The 15,881-nt window shown below is 72.0% G+C and carries 10 protein-coding genes; 9 read left to right on the top strand and 1 reads right to left on the bottom strand.

What is annotated here, in order from left to right; genetic code table 11:
• Nucleotides 1-228: 228 nt before the first annotated feature.
• The 3 genes from OG390_RS23060 (at nucleotide 229) to OG390_RS23050 (ending at nucleotide 6,092) form a co-directional block, all read left to right on the top strand.
• Nucleotides 229-3,282 carry an FAD-binding and (Fe-S)-binding domain-containing protein gene (locus OG390_RS23060; protein ID WP_406170661.1) on the top strand — a complete coding sequence of 1,018 codons (3,054 nt, stop codon included), beginning with the start codon at nucleotides 229-231 and terminating at the stop codon, nucleotides 3,280-3,282.
• A gap of 362 nt (nucleotides 3,283-3,644) precedes the next feature.
• Nucleotides 3,645-4,862, top strand: a complete 1,218-nt coding sequence (locus OG390_RS23055) for a lipid II:glycine glycyltransferase FemX (protein WP_406170659.1) — start codon at nucleotides 3,645-3,647, stop codon at nucleotides 4,860-4,862.
• Nucleotides 4,863-5,111: 249 nt separating this feature from the next.
• A complete protein-coding gene (locus OG390_RS23050) occupies nucleotides 5,112-6,092 on the top strand; it encodes an EamA family transporter (RefSeq protein WP_406170657.1) in 981 nt (326 codons plus the stop codon).
• A gap of 186 nt (nucleotides 6,093-6,278) precedes the next feature.
• Here the strand turns inward: OG390_RS23050 and OG390_RS23045 are convergent, their stop codons facing one another.
• Nucleotides 6,279-6,911, bottom strand: coding sequence for a hypothetical protein (locus tag OG390_RS23045; RefSeq protein WP_406170655.1), 633 nt, complete (start codon nucleotides 6,909-6,911; stop codon nucleotides 6,279-6,281).
• 169 nt (nucleotides 6,912-7,080) lie between these two features.
• Between OG390_RS23045 and OG390_RS23040 the strand changes: the two genes are divergently transcribed.
• From OG390_RS23040 to OG390_RS23015, 6 genes are all read left to right on the top strand, one after another.
• Nucleotides 7,081-7,875 (top strand): TIGR03084 family metal-binding protein, encoded by a 795-nt coding sequence (locus OG390_RS23040; RefSeq protein WP_406170654.1) that lies wholly within the window; start codon nucleotides 7,081-7,083, stop codon nucleotides 7,873-7,875.
• The gene (locus OG390_RS23035; protein WP_406170652.1) at nucleotides 7,872-9,575 is read left to right on the top strand and encodes an acyclic terpene utilization AtuA family protein; all 1,704 of its coding nucleotides are present in this window, start codon (nucleotides 7,872-7,874) and stop codon (nucleotides 9,573-9,575) included. Before OG390_RS23040 ends, OG390_RS23035 begins: the two co-directional genes overlap by 4 nt.
• Nucleotides 9,572-11,170 carry an acyl-CoA carboxylase subunit beta gene (locus OG390_RS23030; protein ID WP_406170650.1) on the top strand — a complete coding sequence of 533 codons (1,599 nt, stop codon included), beginning with the start codon at nucleotides 9,572-9,574 and terminating at the stop codon, nucleotides 11,168-11,170. Before OG390_RS23035 ends, OG390_RS23030 begins: the two co-directional genes overlap by 4 nt.
• Nucleotides 11,171-11,178: 8 nt before the next feature.
• Entirely contained in the window at nucleotides 11,179-13,017 is a 1,839-nt protein-coding gene (locus OG390_RS23025) for an acetyl/propionyl/methylcrotonyl-CoA carboxylase subunit alpha (RefSeq protein ID WP_406170649.1), read from the top strand.
• Nucleotides 13,018-13,124: 107 nt separating this feature from the next.
• Nucleotides 13,125-14,285, top strand: a complete 1,161-nt coding sequence (locus tag OG390_RS23020; protein WP_406170647.1) for an acyl-CoA dehydrogenase family protein — start codon at nucleotides 13,125-13,127, stop codon at nucleotides 14,283-14,285.
• Between the two features lie 30 nt (nucleotides 14,286-14,315).
• Nucleotides 14,316-15,881: a 4-coumarate--CoA ligase family protein gene (locus OG390_RS23015; RefSeq protein ID WP_406170646.1), complete on the top strand. Its 1,566-nt coding sequence runs from the start codon at nucleotides 14,316-14,318 to the stop codon at nucleotides 15,879-15,881.

Genomic DNA, 15,881 nt, shown 5'->3' with positions numbered 1-15,881 from the left:
TGGGGGGAGAACGTTCCTCGGTCGTGTTCTCGGGCGTTTCCTCGGGCGTGTCCTGGGTGAGAAGCGACACCTGATGCTCAACTCGCCGTCACTATATGGGAGTTCGTGATCGAATTGGGAAGGTTCTGGAAGCGGTTGCATGATCGACAGTGATCGGCAGGCGTTCCGTCCGCGATTTTGGCTGCGCGGGTGACGGTCACTGTCCGTGCCCGGCTGCATCCTGGAGGCATGACGGATCTCGGGGAGCAGGGCACACCGGCGTCGGCGGCCGATCTCGCCGGGCTGCGGACCGGGCTGGAGCGGGCGGTGCGCGGCGCGGTCGCCTTCGACGCGACCGCGCGGGCGCTGACCACCATGGACGCGTCCAACTACCGGCGCGTCCCGCTCGGCGTCGTCTCCCCGCGCGATGCCGACGACGTGGCGGCGGCCCTCGCCGTGTGCCGCGCGCACGGCGTGCCGGTGGTGCCGCGCGGCGGCGGCACGTCGATCGCCGGGCAGGCCACGGGCACGGGCATCGTCCTGGACTTCACACGGCACATGAACCGGATCGTGTCGCTCGACCCGGCGGCCCGTACGGCCGTGGTCCAGCCCGGTGTCGTACTGGACCGCCTCCAGGACGCCGCCGCCCCGCACGGCCTGCGCTTCGGCCCCGACCCCTCGACCCACAGCCGCTGCACCCTCGGCGGGATGATCGGCAACAACTCGTGCGGCTCCCACTCGGTGGCCTGGGGCACGACGGCGGACAGCGTGCGGGAGCTCTCGGTGGTCACCGGTCAAGGGGTCGCCGTGCGCCTCGGCCAGGACTGGGCGGGTGCCCCCGATGGCCTCAGGGCTCTGGTGGAGGGCGAGTTGGCCCGTCTGCGCACCGGCTTCCCGGATCTGCCGCGCCGTATTTCCGGGTACGCGCTGGACGCCCTCCTGCCCGAGAAGGGCGCGGACGTCGCCCGCGCCTTCTGCGGCTCCGAGGGCACCTGGGGGGTGCTGACCGAGGCGGTCGTACGACTGGTGGAGGCGCCGCGTGCGCGGGCGCTGGCCGTGCTGGCGTACCCGGACGAGAGCGCGGCGGCGGAGGCGGCCGCGGGGCTGCTGCCGCACCGGCCGCTCACGGTGGAGGGGATGGCCGCGGATCTCGTGCCGGCCGGCGCGGGGCTGCCACGGGGCGGGGCCTGGCTGTTCGTGGAGACGGGCGGCGCCTCGGAGGCGGAGGCACGCGCGCGTGCGGACGCGATCGTGCGCGCGGCCGACGTGCCGGACGCCCTCGTGGTCACCGACCCGGCCGGGCAGCGTGCCCTGTGGCGCATCCGCGAGGACGCGAGCGGTACGGCGACCCGGATGCCGGACGGCAGCGAGGCCTGGCCCGGCTGGGAGGACTGCGCGGTGCCGCCCACCCGGCTGGGCGGGTATCTCCGGGACTTCAGGGGCCTGCTGTCCGCCCACGGCCTGCGCGGCACGCCGTACGGGCACTTCGGCGACGGCTGCATCCATGTGCGTATCGACTTCGACCTGATGAGTTCCGAAGGCGTGGCCCGCTTCCGGCGCTTCTCCGAGGAACTCGCGGCACTGGTCGTCTCCCACGGCGGCTCCCTGTCCGGCGAGCACGGGGACGGGCAGGCACGCGCGGAGCTGCTGCCCACGATGTACGGCGCCGAGATGGTGGGCCTCTTCGAGCGGGCCAAGGGCCTCTGGGACCCGGACGACCTGCTCAACCCCGGGATGCTCGTACGGCCCCACAGGCTGGACGAGAACCTGCGGTTCGCGGTGCTGCCGCGGGAGCCGGTGGACGTGGTGTTCGGGTATCCGGCGGACGGCGGGGACTTCTCGGCGGCGGTGCGCCGATGCGTGGGGGTCGCCAAGTGCCGTGCTCCCGTGGCGGCGGACGCCGGGGTCATGTGCCCCTCCTTCCGGGCGACCGGAGCGGAGGAGCACTCCACGCGCGGGCGGGCCCGGCTGCTCCACGAGATGCTCGCGGGCGAGGTCGTGACGGACGGATGGCGGTCCACCGAGGTCCGTGACGCGCTGGACCTGTGCCTCTCCTGCAAGGGGTGCAAGTCGGACTGCCCGGTCGGCGTCGACATGGCCACGTACAAGGCGGAGTTTCTCCACCACCACTACGAAGGGCGCCGGCGCCCGGCCGCGCACTACGCGATGGGGTGGCTGCCGGTCTGGCTGGCGGCGGTGACCCGGACGCACTCGGCCCGACTGGTCAACTCCCTCGCGTCGGTGCGTCCGTTGGCCGCCCTGGCCAAGCGGCTGGGCGGGATCGCGCCCGAGCGGGAGATTCCGCGGGTGGCGCGGGAGACGTTCAGCCGGTGGTGGTCGCGGAGGTTCCGGGATCGGGTACGGGCGTTCGTGCGGGACGCGCGATGCGGGCAACGGGGCGCGTTCCCGGGGTTCGGAGGGGACACCGTCGTGGTGTGGCCGGACACCTTCACCGAGTACCTGTCACCGTCCGTCGGCAAGGCGGCCGTACGGGTCCTGGAGGCGGCGGGGCTGACGGTGCTGCTGCCGCCGACGATCCGGACGAGGTTCGGGCCGGCGCTGGAGGGACTGGCCGAATACCCGGCGGAGGGCGCGCCGGATGGGGCGCCGGTCGGGGACGGGGTGCCGCGCGGCCCCGTCGGGGACGGGGTGCCGCTGCGGCCGAGCGCCTTCAACACGCTGCTGTCGCGCCGCCAACGCGTCTGCTGCGGACTGACGTACGTCTCGACCGGCCAGCTCGACCGCGCCCGCGCCGTGCTGCGCCGCACGCTGGACCTGATGGAGCCGTACCTGGAGATGGACGGCACCTCGGTCGTCGTACTGGAACCGAGCTGCGCCGCCGCCCTGCGCACCGACCTCCCGGAGCTGCTGCCCGACGACCCCCGCGCGGCGCGTCTGGCCGCGGCGGTGCTGACCTTCGCCGAGGCGCTGGAACGCCATGCCCCGCTCTGGACCCCGCCCCGCCTGGACCGCCCGGCCGTCGGCCAGACCCACTGCCACCAACATGCGGTGCTCGGCGACGCCGCCGACCGCCGGCTGCGCGAGGCGGCGGGGCTGACCGGCAGCCTCACGGGCGGCTGCTGCGGCCTGGCGGGCAACTTCGGCTTCGAGAAGGGCCACTACGAGGTGTCCACGACCTGCGCGGAGGAGCAACTGCTCCCGGCCGTCCGCGCGGCCACCGACGACGCGGTCGTCCTGGCGGACGGCTTCTCCTGCCGCACCCAGCTGGAGCAGTTGGCGGGGCGGAGGGGGCGACATCTCGCCGAGGTGCTGGCGGAGGCGCTGCCGGAGGGACACCCGTAAGTACGCTGGCAGGTCCACCGGGCCGAGGATCTGCGGACCCCGGGACCCCGGGACCCCGGGGCCCTGGAACCCCGGAGCCCTGGAACCCCGGGGCCCTGGAACCCCGGGACCTCGGGGCCCTGGAGCCCCGGACCCGTGGAACCCCGGGACCTCGGGGCCCTGGAGCCCCGGGGCCCTGGAACCGGGACCCCGGAGCCCTGGAACCCCGGGGCCCGGACACGCGAACCCCAGGACCGCCCGAACCTCAGAACCGGCCGAACCTCAGAACCGCTCGAACCCCAGAACCGGCCGAACCCCAGAACCGGCCCAACCCCAGAACCGGCCGAACCTCAGAACCCTCAGGACCCCGAGGAGCAGTGCGCATGAGCCTCCGCCTTCAGGCGATCACCCGTGAAGAACACCTGGCGTTCGTCAGGACGCGGCCCTCGGCCAGCCACATGCAGGTGCCGTCGTGGGGCGATGTGAAGCCGGACTGGCGGGCGGAGAGCCTGGGATGGTTCGACGTCGGTGACGGTGACGGTGACGGGGACGGTGACGGGGACGGGGACGGGGACGGGGACGGGGACGGGGACGGCGGCCGTCACCGTGGCGGAGGCGGAGGCGGGCGACTGCTCGGCGTCGGGCTGGTGCTGCTGCGCCCGCTGCCGAAGGTGAAGCGGTATCTCGCGTATCTGCCCGAGGGGCCGGTCATCGACTGGCACGCGGCGGACCTCGCCGAGCGCTGGCTCGAACCCATGCTGGCGTACCTCAAAACGCGGGGCGCGTTCTCGGTGAAGATGGGGCCGCCCGTCGTCGCACGCCGATGGAGCGCGGACGCGGTCAAGACGGCGATCGCCGATCCGGCGGCACGGCGGCTGGGGGACGTGGAGGCCACCACGTACGAGCCGGGCGCGGTCGAGGTCGCGGAGCGGCTGCGCGATATGGGCTGGCGGCGGACCGAGCCGGGCGGCGAGGACGGCTTTGCGGCCGGACAGCCGCGGTACGTCTTCCAAGTGCCGTTCGCCGGGCGGTCGTTGGAGGAGATCCAGGGCGGGCTCAACCAGCAGTGGCGGCGCAACATCAAGAAGGCCGAGAAGGCCGGCGTGAAGGTGGTGCGGGGCGGCCACGACGACCTGCCCGCCTTCTACGAGCTGTACGCCGAGACCGCCGAACGCGACCGTTTCATCCCACGCCCGCTGCCCTACTTCCAGCGCATGTGGACCGCGCTGACGGCCGAGGACCCCGACCGCATGCGGCTCTACCTCGCCCACCACGACGGCGACGTCCTCGCGGCGGCCACGATGCTCACCGTCGGCAGCCACGTCTGGTACTCCTACGGCGCCTCCACCAGCCGCAAGCGCGAGGTCCAGCCCAACAACGCCATCCAGTGGCGCATGATGACCGACGCCCACGAACTCGGCGCCGCCGTGTACGACTTCCGAGGCATCACCGACACGCTGGAGGAGTCCAACCACCTGCTCGGCCTGCTCCGTTTCAAGGCCGGCGCGGGCGGCGAGGCCGTCGAGTACCTCGGCGAGTGGGACTTCCCGCTCAACCGCCTGCTGCACAAGGCGCTGGACCTCTACATGGCGCGCCGCTGAGCTCCGCGAGCCCGACGACAGACATCCAGTACTCAGGTGATCAGGGGGCGCTGCGGCTGCCGCTGTTCGTGGAGGCGCGCCAGTGTTCATGGAGGGGGGCGCTCCGCCTGACGGCCCGCACCGGTCCCTGTCCCCCCAGCGCCCCAGGACAGTTGCGCAACGGGTTCACACACCTGACGGAGTCCATTACCCTGGACTGACAGGTACATCACGATGAACAAACCCTGAGCCGATTCCCTGGAAGGCCCCGTGAACACCCCCAGCGCTGCCCCGTCCTCCCCGGCCCCGGCCGCCCCCGCCACGGCATCCATGCCCACCGCGGGCGTGCCTGCGGCGGGCGGCCCGCGCCGACGGGGCTCCCTCGGGCCCGTGGGCCTGGTCCTCGCCGGAGGTATCTCCGTGCAGTTCGGCGGCGCCCTCGCGGTGACCCTGATGCCGCGGGTCGGTGCCCTCGGTGTGGTGACCCTGCGGCTGCTGGTGGCCGCGATCGTGCTGCTCGCGGTGTGCCGCCCCAAGGTGCGCGGGCACTCGCGCGCCGACTGGGGCACGGTCGTCGTCTTCGGCGTGACGATGGCCGCGATGAACGGCCTCTTCTACCAGTCGGTCGCCCGTATCCCGCTGGGCCCCGCGGTCACGCTCGAAGTGCTCGGACCGCTCGCGCTCTCCGTCCTCGCGTCCCGCCGCGCAGTGAATCTGGTCTGGGCCGGCCTCGCCCTCTGCGGCGTCTTCCTGCTCGGCGGCGGAGGCTTCAGCAGCCTCGACCCCACTGGTGTCGCCTTTGCCCTGGGTGCCGGCGCCATGTGGGCGGCGTACATCATCTTCAGTGCGCGTACGGGCCGACGCTTCCCCCAGGCCGACGGGCTCGCTCTCGCCATGGTGGTCGCGGCGGTGGCGTTCCTGCCCTTGGGGATCGTCGAGTCCGGTTCGAAGCTGCTCGTCCCGACCACGGTCGCGCTGGGTGCCGCGGTGGCCGTCCTCTCCTCGGTCCTCCCGTACACCCTCGAACTCCTCGCCCTGCGCCGCCTGCCCGCCTCCACCTTCGCCATCATGATGAGCCTCGAACCGGCCGTCGCCGCCACCGCCGGCTTCCTCGTCCTGAACCAGGCCCTCTCGGCCACCGAGGCCCTCGCGATCGCCCTGGTCATCGCGGCGAGCATGGGGGCGGTGCGGACCCAGGTGGGGCGCGGGAAGGCCAAGGGGCTGGAAGGGGAGTTGGGGACCGGCGGCTGACCGGCCCACGGTCGAGCGGGTCGACCAGCCCACGACCGAGCCGCCCGACGGGCGCGCGCGGTGTCGAGCAGGCTGACCGGCGCGGCGTGCGGAGACGAGCAGGCTGACCGGCGCGCGTATAGAGCCGAGCCTCCCGATCGCCCGCCGAATCGCGCCCGCTCAGCTCAAGCGCTGCAACGGTGGCATTCAGCTCGTGCGCTGCAGCGGCCGCATGGAGCCGTACGGCCGTTCATGCTCGCCGAACCACAACTGCGGCGCCCGCTCGTAGGCGGCCTGGGCGAGTTCGCGCCCCCACTGGCGGCTGGCGTACATCGGGATCCTGATCCGGTAGCGGCGGTCCGGCAGGCCGGGGCGCAGCGGCTCGTCCCGCACGACGAGCGGCTTGAGCAGCGGATCGGACGCGTCGACGTCGCCGTACGGGCACAGTTCAAGGCTCATGACCTTCTGGCCGGCCTTGGCGTTGCCCTTGTGCGCCCAGTACAGCCCGACTCCGGCGAGTGACTGCCACGGCACCACTGTCTGCCGCTCCTGGCTGTGCTGCCACCACACTCCGTATGCGTCGAAGGCGAGCAGCGTCCCGCGCCCCGCCCACAGCGCGTACGTCATCAGCGCCCCGAGCCCGCCCCAGAGCAGCAGCCACACCCCGGCGAAGATCCACTGCCCGGCCCCCGCCCCGCCCTTGCCTGCCGTGACGACGAGCGGGAGCGGTGCGAGCAGGAGCGCGATCAGCGTGCCCGGCAGCCCGGTCCGGAGCCGGCGCATTCCGAAGCGGTAGACGGCGGCGTCGGGGCCGGGATGGGGCGGCGGAGAGGGAAACATGGCGGCAGAGCGTAGCGGGGTGACCTGTGCATGGCGAATTCGCCCGGGTCTCGTCGGCGGGGCGTTTCGGTGGCTGCATCTGCGTCAATTAATGCAAGCATGCTTGCTTGTTTCTGTGAGCACTGCCATGCTCCCGGACACACAACTCGTGCCCCGAGGGGAGCGCATCGTGTCCGACCCGTCGTCCGTGATCGACGATCTGCACCGGGAGAGCGAGGAACTCGACCGGTTGGTGGGGAAGTTGGGGGAGGGGCAATGGACGCGCGCGACACCCGCTCCCGGGTGGACCGTCGCCCATCAGATCGCGCATCTCGCCTGGACCGACCGCTCCGCGCTGCTCGCCGTGACCGACGCCGAGGCCTTCGCCAAGGAGGTCGAGAAGGCGCTCGCCGCGCCCGACGGATTCGTGGACGACGGTGCGGCGGAGGGGGCCGCACTGCCGCCCGCCCGGCTGCTCGCCGAGTGGCGGGAGGGGCGTGCCGCGCTGGAGAAGGCCCTGCGCGCGGCACCCACCGGAACCCGGTTTCCCTGGTACGGCCCGCCCATGTCGGCCGCCTCTATGGCCACCGGCCGTCTTATGGAGACCTGGGCCCACGGACAGGACGTGGCCGACACGTTGGGCGTGGTGCGCGCACCCACGGACCGGCTGAAGCATGTGGTGCGCATCGGGGTGCGGGCCCGTGGCTTCGCCTTCGGGGCACGGGGACTCACCGCGCCCGGTGAGGAGTTCCGGGTCGAACTGGTCGGCCCCTCGGGCGAGTTGTGGACGTACGGCCCGGCGGACGCCGCCCAGCGCGTCACCGGGCCCGCTCTCGACTTCTGCCTGCTGGTGACCCAGCGGGCGAACCGCGCCGACCTCGCCGTACGGGCGGTAGGCCCCGACGCCGACCGCTGGCTGGACATCGCTCAGGCCTTCGCGGGGCCACCGGGCGTCGGGCGCGCGCCGAAGGGAGCCGCAGGGTGAGCGGCGTACCACCGCTGCGCATCGGCAATGCCTCCGGCTTCTACGGCGACCGCTTCGACGCCCTGCGCGAGATGCTCACCGGCGGCCCGCTGGACGTCCTCACCGGCGACTACCTCGCCGAGCTGACGATGCTCATCCTGGGCCGCGACCGGCTGAAGGACCCGAGACGTGGATACGCCAAGACCTTCCTGAGGCAGCTGGAGGAGTGCCTCGGCCTGGCGCACGAGCGGGGCGTGCGCGTCGTCGCGAACGCCGGCGGCCTCAACCCGGCCGGACTCGCCGACGCCGTCCGCGAGTTGGCCGACCGGCTCGGCATCCCGGTACGCGTCGCCCATGTCGAGGGCGACGACCTGACGCACCAGTACGCGGGGAGTCTCGCCGCGCACGCCTACCTCGGCGGCGCGGGCATCGCCGCGTGCCTGCGCCAGGGCGCGGACATCGTCGTCACGGGGCGGGTCACGGACGCCGCGCTCGTCACCGGGCCCGCCGTCGCCCACTTCGGCTGGGGGCCGCGCGCGTACGACCGGCTCGCGGGCGCCGTCGTCGCCGGGCACGTCCTGGAGTGCGGCACCCAGGCCACCGGCGGCAACTACGCCTTCTTCGCCGACCACGACCCGGCCAGCCTGCGCCACCCCGGCTTCCCGCTCGCCGAACTCCACGAGGACGGCACCAGCGTCATCACCAAGCACGACGGCACCGGAGGCCTCGTCGACGTCGGCACGGTCACGGCCCAACTCCTGTACGAGACACAGGGCGCCCGGTACGCGGGCCCCGACGTCACCGCCCGGCTGGACTCGGTCCGGCTCACCCAGGAGGGCCCCGACCGGGTACGGATCGAGGGCGTGCGCGGCGAGGCCCCGCCCCCCACCCTCAAGGTCGGCCTCAACCGGCTCGGCGGCTTCCGCAACGAGGTCGTGTTCGTCCTGACCGGGCTCGCCATCGAGCACAAGGCCGCTCTGGTACGGGCCCAGATGGAGGCCGCGCTCGACGCCGCCAAGTCCCGCCCGGCGGACGTCCGCTGGGACCTCGCCCGCACCGACCACCCCGACGCCCCCACCGAGGAGACCGCGAGCGCGCTGCTCCGGCTCGTCGTGCGGGACAAGGAGCAGGAGGTCGTGGGGCGGGCGCTCAGCGGGGCCGCCATCGAGCTGGCGCTGGCGAGCTACCCCGGATTCCATGTGATGGCGCCACCTGGGACGGGCGCGCCTTATGGGGTCTTCGAGGACGTGTACGTCCCCCATGGGGCTGTGGACCACGTGGCGGTCCTCTATGACGGGCGACGGGTCCGTGTGGCTCCGGCGGAGGACACCCGCGTACTGGAGACGCCCGAAGAGCCGCCGCTGCCCGAGCCGTTGCCCTTGACCGGACCGACCCGCCGCGCTCCCCTCGGGCTCATCGCCGGGGCCCGGAGCGGGGACAAGGGCGGGAACGCCAACGTCGGTGTGTGGGCGAGGTCGGACGACGCCTGGCGATGGATGGCGCATCAACTGACGACTGACAGATTTCAGAATCTGATGACCGAGAGCCGTCATCTGAAAGTCGTCCGTCACATACTGCCCAACCTTCGCGCCCTCAACTTCGTCGTCGAAGGCATCCTCGGCGAAGGCGTCGCCTCCCAGGCCCGATTCGACCCCCAGGCCAAGGCCCTCGGCGAATGGCTCCGCTCCCGCCACCTGGACATACCGGAGACCCTCCTGTGACCGTCCTCTCCTCCGCGCTCGACATCAACAGCCCCGACTACACCGCCCACCGCGAAGCCATGCTGGTCAAGCTGGCCGACCTGGACGCCGAGCACGCCAAGGCGCTCGCCGGCGGCGGGCCCAAGTACGTCGAGCGGCATCGCAAGCGCGGCAAGCTCCTCGCGCGCGAACGCATCGAGCTGCTGCTCGACCCGGACACGCCCTTCCTGGAGCTGTCGCCGCTGGCGGCCTGGGGAAGCGACTACGCGATCGGCGCCTCGCTCGTCACCGGGATCGGGGTCGTCGAGGGCGTGGAGTGCCTGATCACGGCGAACGACCCGACCGTGCGCGGCGGTGCCAGCAACCCCTGGAGCCTGAAGAAGGCGCTGCGGGCCAATGACATCGCCCTCGCCAACCGGCTGCCCTGCATCAGCCTCGTCGAGTCGGGCGGCGCCGATCTGCCGTCCCAGAAAGAGATCTTCATCCCTGGCGGTGCGATCTTCCGCGACATCACGCGGCTGTCGGCGGCCGGAATCCCCACCGTGGCCGTGGTCTTCGGGAACTCCACCGCCGGAGGCGCATACGTCCCCGGTATGTCCGACCACGTGATCATGGTCAAGGAGCGGGCCAAGGTCTTCCTGGGCGGGCCGCCGCTGGTGAAGATGGCCACCGGCGAGGAGAGCGACGACGAGTCGCTGGGCGGCGCCGAGATGCACGCGCGCGTGTCGGGTCTGGCGGACTACTTCGCCGTCGACGAGCGAGACGCGCTGCGGCAGGCCCGGCGCGTGGTGGCACGGCTCAACCACCGCAAGGCGTACGGCGATCCGGGCCCGGCGGCCCCGCCCAAGTACGACGAGGACGAGCTCCTGGGGATCGTGCCCGGCGACCTGAAACACCCCTTCGATCCGCGCGAGGTCATCGCCCGCATCGTCGACGGTTCGGACTTCGACGAGTTCAAGCCGCTGTACGGGACGAGCCTCACGACCGGCTGGGCGGCGCTCCACGGCTACCCCGTCGGCATCCTCGCCAACGCCCAAGGGGTGCTCTTCAGCGCCGAGTCCCAGAAGGCGGCCCAGTTCATCCAGCTGGCCAACCAGCGCGACATCCCCCTCCTCTTCCTGCACAACACCACCGGCTACATGGTCGGCAAGGAGTACGAGCAGGGCGGCATCATCAAGCACGGCGCGATGATGATCAACGCGGTGAGCAACTCGCGCGTCCCGCATCTCTCCGTGCTCATGGGCGCCTCGTACGGCGCCGGTCACTACGGCATGTGCGGGCGGGCGTACGACCCGCGCTTCCTGTTCGCCTGGCCCAGCGCCAAGTCGGCCGTCATGGGCCCCCAGCAGCTCGCGGGCGTCCTGTCCATCGTCGCCCGGCAGTCGGCGGCGGCGAAGGGGCAGCCGTACGACGAGGACGCCGACGCCGCCCTGCGCACCATGGTGGAGCAGCAGATCGAGTCGGAGTCCCTGCCGATGTTCCTGTCCGGGCGGCTGTACGACGACGGGGTCATCGACCCGCGCGACACCCGCACCGTCCTCGGCCTGTGCCTGTCCGCGATCCACACGGCGCCGTACGAGGGCGCGCGTGGCGGCTTCGGCGTCTTCCGGATGTGAGGGATCCAGTGATCACTTCTGTGCTCGTCGCGAACCGCGGCGAGATCGCGTGCCGTGTCTTCCGCACCTGCCGTGAGGGGGGAATCCGAACAGTCGCCGTGCATTCGGACGCCGACGAGAACGCCCTCCACGCGCGCGTGGCCGACACGGCGGTACGGCTGCCGGGGGCGGCGCCCTCGGAGACGTATCTGCGCGGCGACCTGATCGTGAAGGCGGCCCTGAGCGCCGGCGCGGACGCCGTGCACCCCGGGTACGGCTTCCTGTCCGAGAACGCCGACTTCGCACGGGCCGTCCTCGAGGCGGGCCTCGTCTGGATCGGTCCGCCGCCCGAGGCGATCGAGGCGATGGCCTCGAAGACGCGTGCCAAGAAGCTGATGGGGATCGAAGCCCTGTCGCAGGTGACGGCCGACGACCTCCCCGTGCTGGTGAAGGCGGCCGCGGGCGGTGGCGGGCGCGGTATGCGCGTGGTCAGGGAACTGGCGGAGCTGGACCCCGAGTTGACGGCCGCCCGTGCCGAGGCGCTCGGGGCCTTCGGCGACGGGGAGGTCTTCGTCGAGCCCTATGTGGAGGGCGGCCGGCACGTCGAGGTGCAGATCCTCGCCGACACGCACGGCACGGTGTGGGCACTCGGCACCCGCGACTGCTCCCTCCAAAGGCGTCACCAGAAGGTCATCGAGGAGGCTCCCGCACCGGGGCTGGGCGACCTCACTCAGACGTTGTACGACCTGTCCGTACGCGCCGCCCGCGCGGTCGACTACGTGGGCGCCGGAACGGTCGAGTTCCTGGTCGCCAACGGCAAGGCCCACTTCCTGGAGATGAACACCCGCCTCCAGGTCGAACACCCGGTCACGGAAGCCGTCTTCGGCATCGACCTCGTGGCGCTGCAGATCCAGGTCGCCGAGGGCGCGGCGCTGGACAACGCACCGCCGCGCGCGCGTGGCCACGCGGTCGAGGCCCGCCTCTACGCGGAGGACCCGGCCGGCGCGTGGGCCCCGCAGACCGGCACCCTGCACCGCCTCACCGTCCCGGACGGAGTCCGCCTCGACACCGGCTACACCGACGGCGACCCCATCGGCATCCACTACGATCCGATGCTCGCCAAGGCCGTCGCCCACGCCCCGACGCGCGCGGAAGCCCTCCGCCGGCTGTCGGGCGCCCTGGAGAGGGCGACGATCCACGGCCCGGTCACCAACAGAGACCTGCTCGTACGGTCGCTGCGGCACGAGGAGTTCACCGCGGCCCGGATGGACACGGGCTTCTACGAGCGCCACCTCGCCGATCTGACGACACCCGCCCCCGACCCGTACGTCCCTCTGGCCGCCGCCCTCGCGGACGCCCACGGGCGCTCCGGGTTCGGCGGCTGGCGGAACCTGCCCTCGCAGCCCCAGACCAAGCGCTACCTGATGGCGGGCACCGAACACGAAGTCCACTACCGGCACACCCGCGAGGGCCTGACCGCCGACGGGGTGCGCGTGGTGCACGCCGACGCCGCTCTCGTCGTACTCGAAGTGGGCGGCGTACGACGGAAGTTCGAGGTCGCGCGCTACGACGACCAGGTCTTCGTGAACGCGACCGCCCTCACCGCCCTGCCCCGCTTCCCCGATCCGGCCGCGGAGCGCGCCCCCGGCTCACTGCTCGCACCGATGCCCGGCACCGTGGTCCGGGTGTCGGAGGGGCTGGCCGCAGGAGCCGCTGTAAGGGCCGGAGAGCCCCTGCTGTGGCTGGAGGCGATGAAGATGGAGCACAAGATCTCCGCGCCGATCACAGGAACGCTCAGCGCTCTGTACGCCGCACCCGGCCAGCAAGTGGAGGTCGGCGCATTGCTGGCGGTCGTACAGCAGACCTGAGGGGCGCCGGGCTGCATCGAATATGCGGCTCCGCCGCGTGAGCGCGCCAAGCCACCCAAGACCCGCACCCTCCAGACGGCCGACCCCCCTCTCCCTGAGGAGCCCCCATGACCGATCTCGTCGAAACCGAAGAGCACAAGGCCCTCCGCTCGGCCGTAGCCGCCCTCGGCAAGCGCTACGGCCGCGCATACCTCACCAAGGTCGTCGCCGAGGGGGCCCACCCGGACGAACTCTGGTCCGAGGCGGCCAAGCTCGGCTACCTCGGCGTCAACCTGCCCGAGGCGTACGGCGGTGGGGGTGGCGGCATGGCCGAACTCTCCATCGTGCTGGAGGAGTTGGGAGCGGCGGGCTGCCCGCTGTTGATGATGGTCGTGTCCCCGGCGATCTGCGGCACGGTGATCGCCCGCTTCGGCACCGAGGCGCAGAAGCGGGAGTGGCTGCCGGCCCTGAGCGACGGCACCCGCACCATGGCCTTCGGCATCACCGAACCCGACGCGGGCTCCAACTCCCACCGGATCACCACCACGGCGCGCCGCGACGGCGACACCTGGGTCCTCACCGGCCGCAAGGTGTTCATCTCCGGCGTCGACATCGCCGACGCCACGCTCATCGTGGGACGCACCGAGGACGCGCGGACGGGCCGCCTCAAGCCGTGTCTGTTCATCGTCCCGCGTGATGCCGAGGGCTTCGGGCGGCGTCGGATCGACATGGAACTCCAGGGCGCGGAGAAGCAGTTCGAGCTGACCCTGGACGACGTACGGCTGCCCGCCGACGCGCTCGTCGGCGACGAGGACGCCGGCCTGCTCCAGCTCTTCGCCGGGCTCAACCCGGAGCGGGTGATGACGGCGGCGTTCGCGATCGGCATGGGCCGGTACGCGCTCTCCAGGGCCGTCGAGTACGCGCGCGAACGCACCGTCTGGAAGGCGCCCATCGGCGCCCACCAGGCGATCGCGCACCCCCTGGCGCAGTCCCACATCGAGCTCGAACTCGCCCGCCTGATGATGCAGAAGGCGGCGTTCCTGTACGACTCCGGGGACGACGTCGCCGCCGGAGAGGCGGCCAACATGGCCAAGTACGCGGCCGCCGAGGCCTGTGTGAGGGCCGTCGACCAGGCCGTGCACACCCTCGGCGGCAATGGCCTCACCCGCGAATTCGGCCTCGCCTCACTGATTACGGCGTCGCGCGTGTCTCGTATCGCACCGGTCAGCAGGGAGATGATTCTCAACTACGTCTCCCACCAGACCCTGGGCCTTCCCAAGTCGTACTAGCGAGCCACTCGAGCCGCTCTAGGAGGAACCGTGTTCCGCAGCCAGTACGCAGACGTCCCGTCCGTCGAGGAACCCATCCATGACGCCGTCCTCGGCCGTGCCGCCGAGCGCGGCGGTGCGCCCGCGCTCGTCGACGGTGTCGACGGAACCACGCTCACGTACGAACAACTGGACCGCTTCCACCGGCTGCTGGCCGCCTCGTTCGCCGACGCGGGCGTCCGCAAGGGCGACGTGCTCGCCCTGCACAGTCCGAACACCATCGCCTTCCCGACGGCGTTCTACGCCGCCACGCGTGCGGGGGCGTCGGTCACGACCGTGCACCCGCTCGCCACGCCCGAGGAATTCGCCAAGCAGTTGCGCGACAGCGCGGCTGCCTGGATCGTCACCGTGTCGCCCCTCCTGGAGACCGCCCGCACGGCAGCCGAACTCGCGGGCGGCATACGGGAGATCTTCGTCTGCGACCAGGCGCCCGGGCACCGCTCGCTGATCGACCTGCTCGCCACCACCGCGCCGGAACCGCGGATCGACATCGACCCCGTGGCCGACGTCGCCGCCCTCCCGTACTCCTCCGGGACGACCGGCATCCCCAAGGGTGTGATGCTCACCCACCGGTCCATCGCCACCAACCTGGCGCAGCTCGTGCCGTCCATGCCGCTGGGCCCCGGCGACCGCATCCTCGCCGTGCTGCCGTTCTTCCACATCTACGGGCTGACGGCCCTGATGAACGCTCCCCTGCGGCAGGGCGCCACCGTCGTCGTACTGCCCCGCTTCGAGCTGGACACGTTCCTCGCGGCCATCGAGAAGCACCGCATCAACGTGCTGTTCGTGGCCCCGCCGATCGTCCTCGCCCTCGCCAAGCACCCGGCGGTCGCGCAGTACGACCTGTCGTCCCTCAAACACGTCATTTCCTCCGCCGCGCCCCTGGACGCGAAACTGGCGCGGGCCTGCTCGCAGCGGCTCGGGCTGCCGCCCATCGGCCAGGGCTACGGCATGACGGAACTCTCGCCCTGCACCCATCTGGTGCCCCTGAACACCCCGGACGCGCCCCCCGGGACGGTCGGCAGGCTCATCGCCGGCACCGAGATGCGCATCGTCTCCCCCGACGACCCCGACAAGGAGCTGGGCGTCGGCGAGGCCGGAGAGATCGCCATCCGCGGCCCTCAGGTCATGAAGGGCTACCTGGGCCGCCCCGACGCCACCGCGGCGATGATCGACCCCGACGGCTGGCTGCACACCGGAGACGTCGGGCACGTGGACGCCGAGGGCTGGCTGTTCGTCGTCGACCGCGTCAAGGAACTCATCAAGTACAAGGGTTTCCAGGTCGCCCCCGCCGAACTCGAGGCGCTGCTGCTCACCCACCCCGGCATCGCCGACGCGGCCGTCATAGGCACCTACAACGAAGACAACAACGAAGTCCCCCACGCCTACGTGGTGCGCCAGCCGTCCGCGACCGACCTCTCCGAAGGAGAGATCATGATGTACGTCGCCGAACGCGTCGCCCCGTACAAGAGGGTCCGCGTCGTCACCTTCATCGAAGGCGTCCCGCGGGCGGCCTCCGGGAAGATCCTGCGACGCGAACTGCGGGGCCGCTCATGA

This window comes from Streptomyces sp. NBC_00996, assembly GCF_045162675.1.
In the GTDB taxonomy this organism is placed as follows: Bacteria; Actinomycetota; Actinomycetes; order Streptomycetales; family Streptomycetaceae; genus Streptomyces.
Note: the sequence above shows the minus strand (reverse complement) of the source record. Positions and strands in the feature narration are given on the sequence as shown.

Excerpts from the sequence above, each read along its gene's own strand:
- OG390_RS23060 (WP_406170661.1), top strand. The coding sequence starts at position 229 with ATGACGGATCTCGGGGAGCAGGGCACACCGGCGTCGGCGGCCGATCTC.
- OG390_RS23055 (WP_406170659.1), top strand. The coding sequence starts at position 3,645 with ATGAGCCTCCGCCTTCAGGCGATCACCCGTGAAGAACACCTGGCGTTC.
- OG390_RS23045 (WP_406170655.1), bottom strand. The coding sequence starts at position 6,911 with ATGTTTCCCTCTCCGCCGCCCCATCCCGGCCCCGACGCCGCCGTCTAC.
- OG390_RS23020 (WP_406170647.1), top strand. The coding sequence starts at position 13,125 with ATGACCGATCTCGTCGAAACCGAAGAGCACAAGGCCCTCCGCTCGGCC.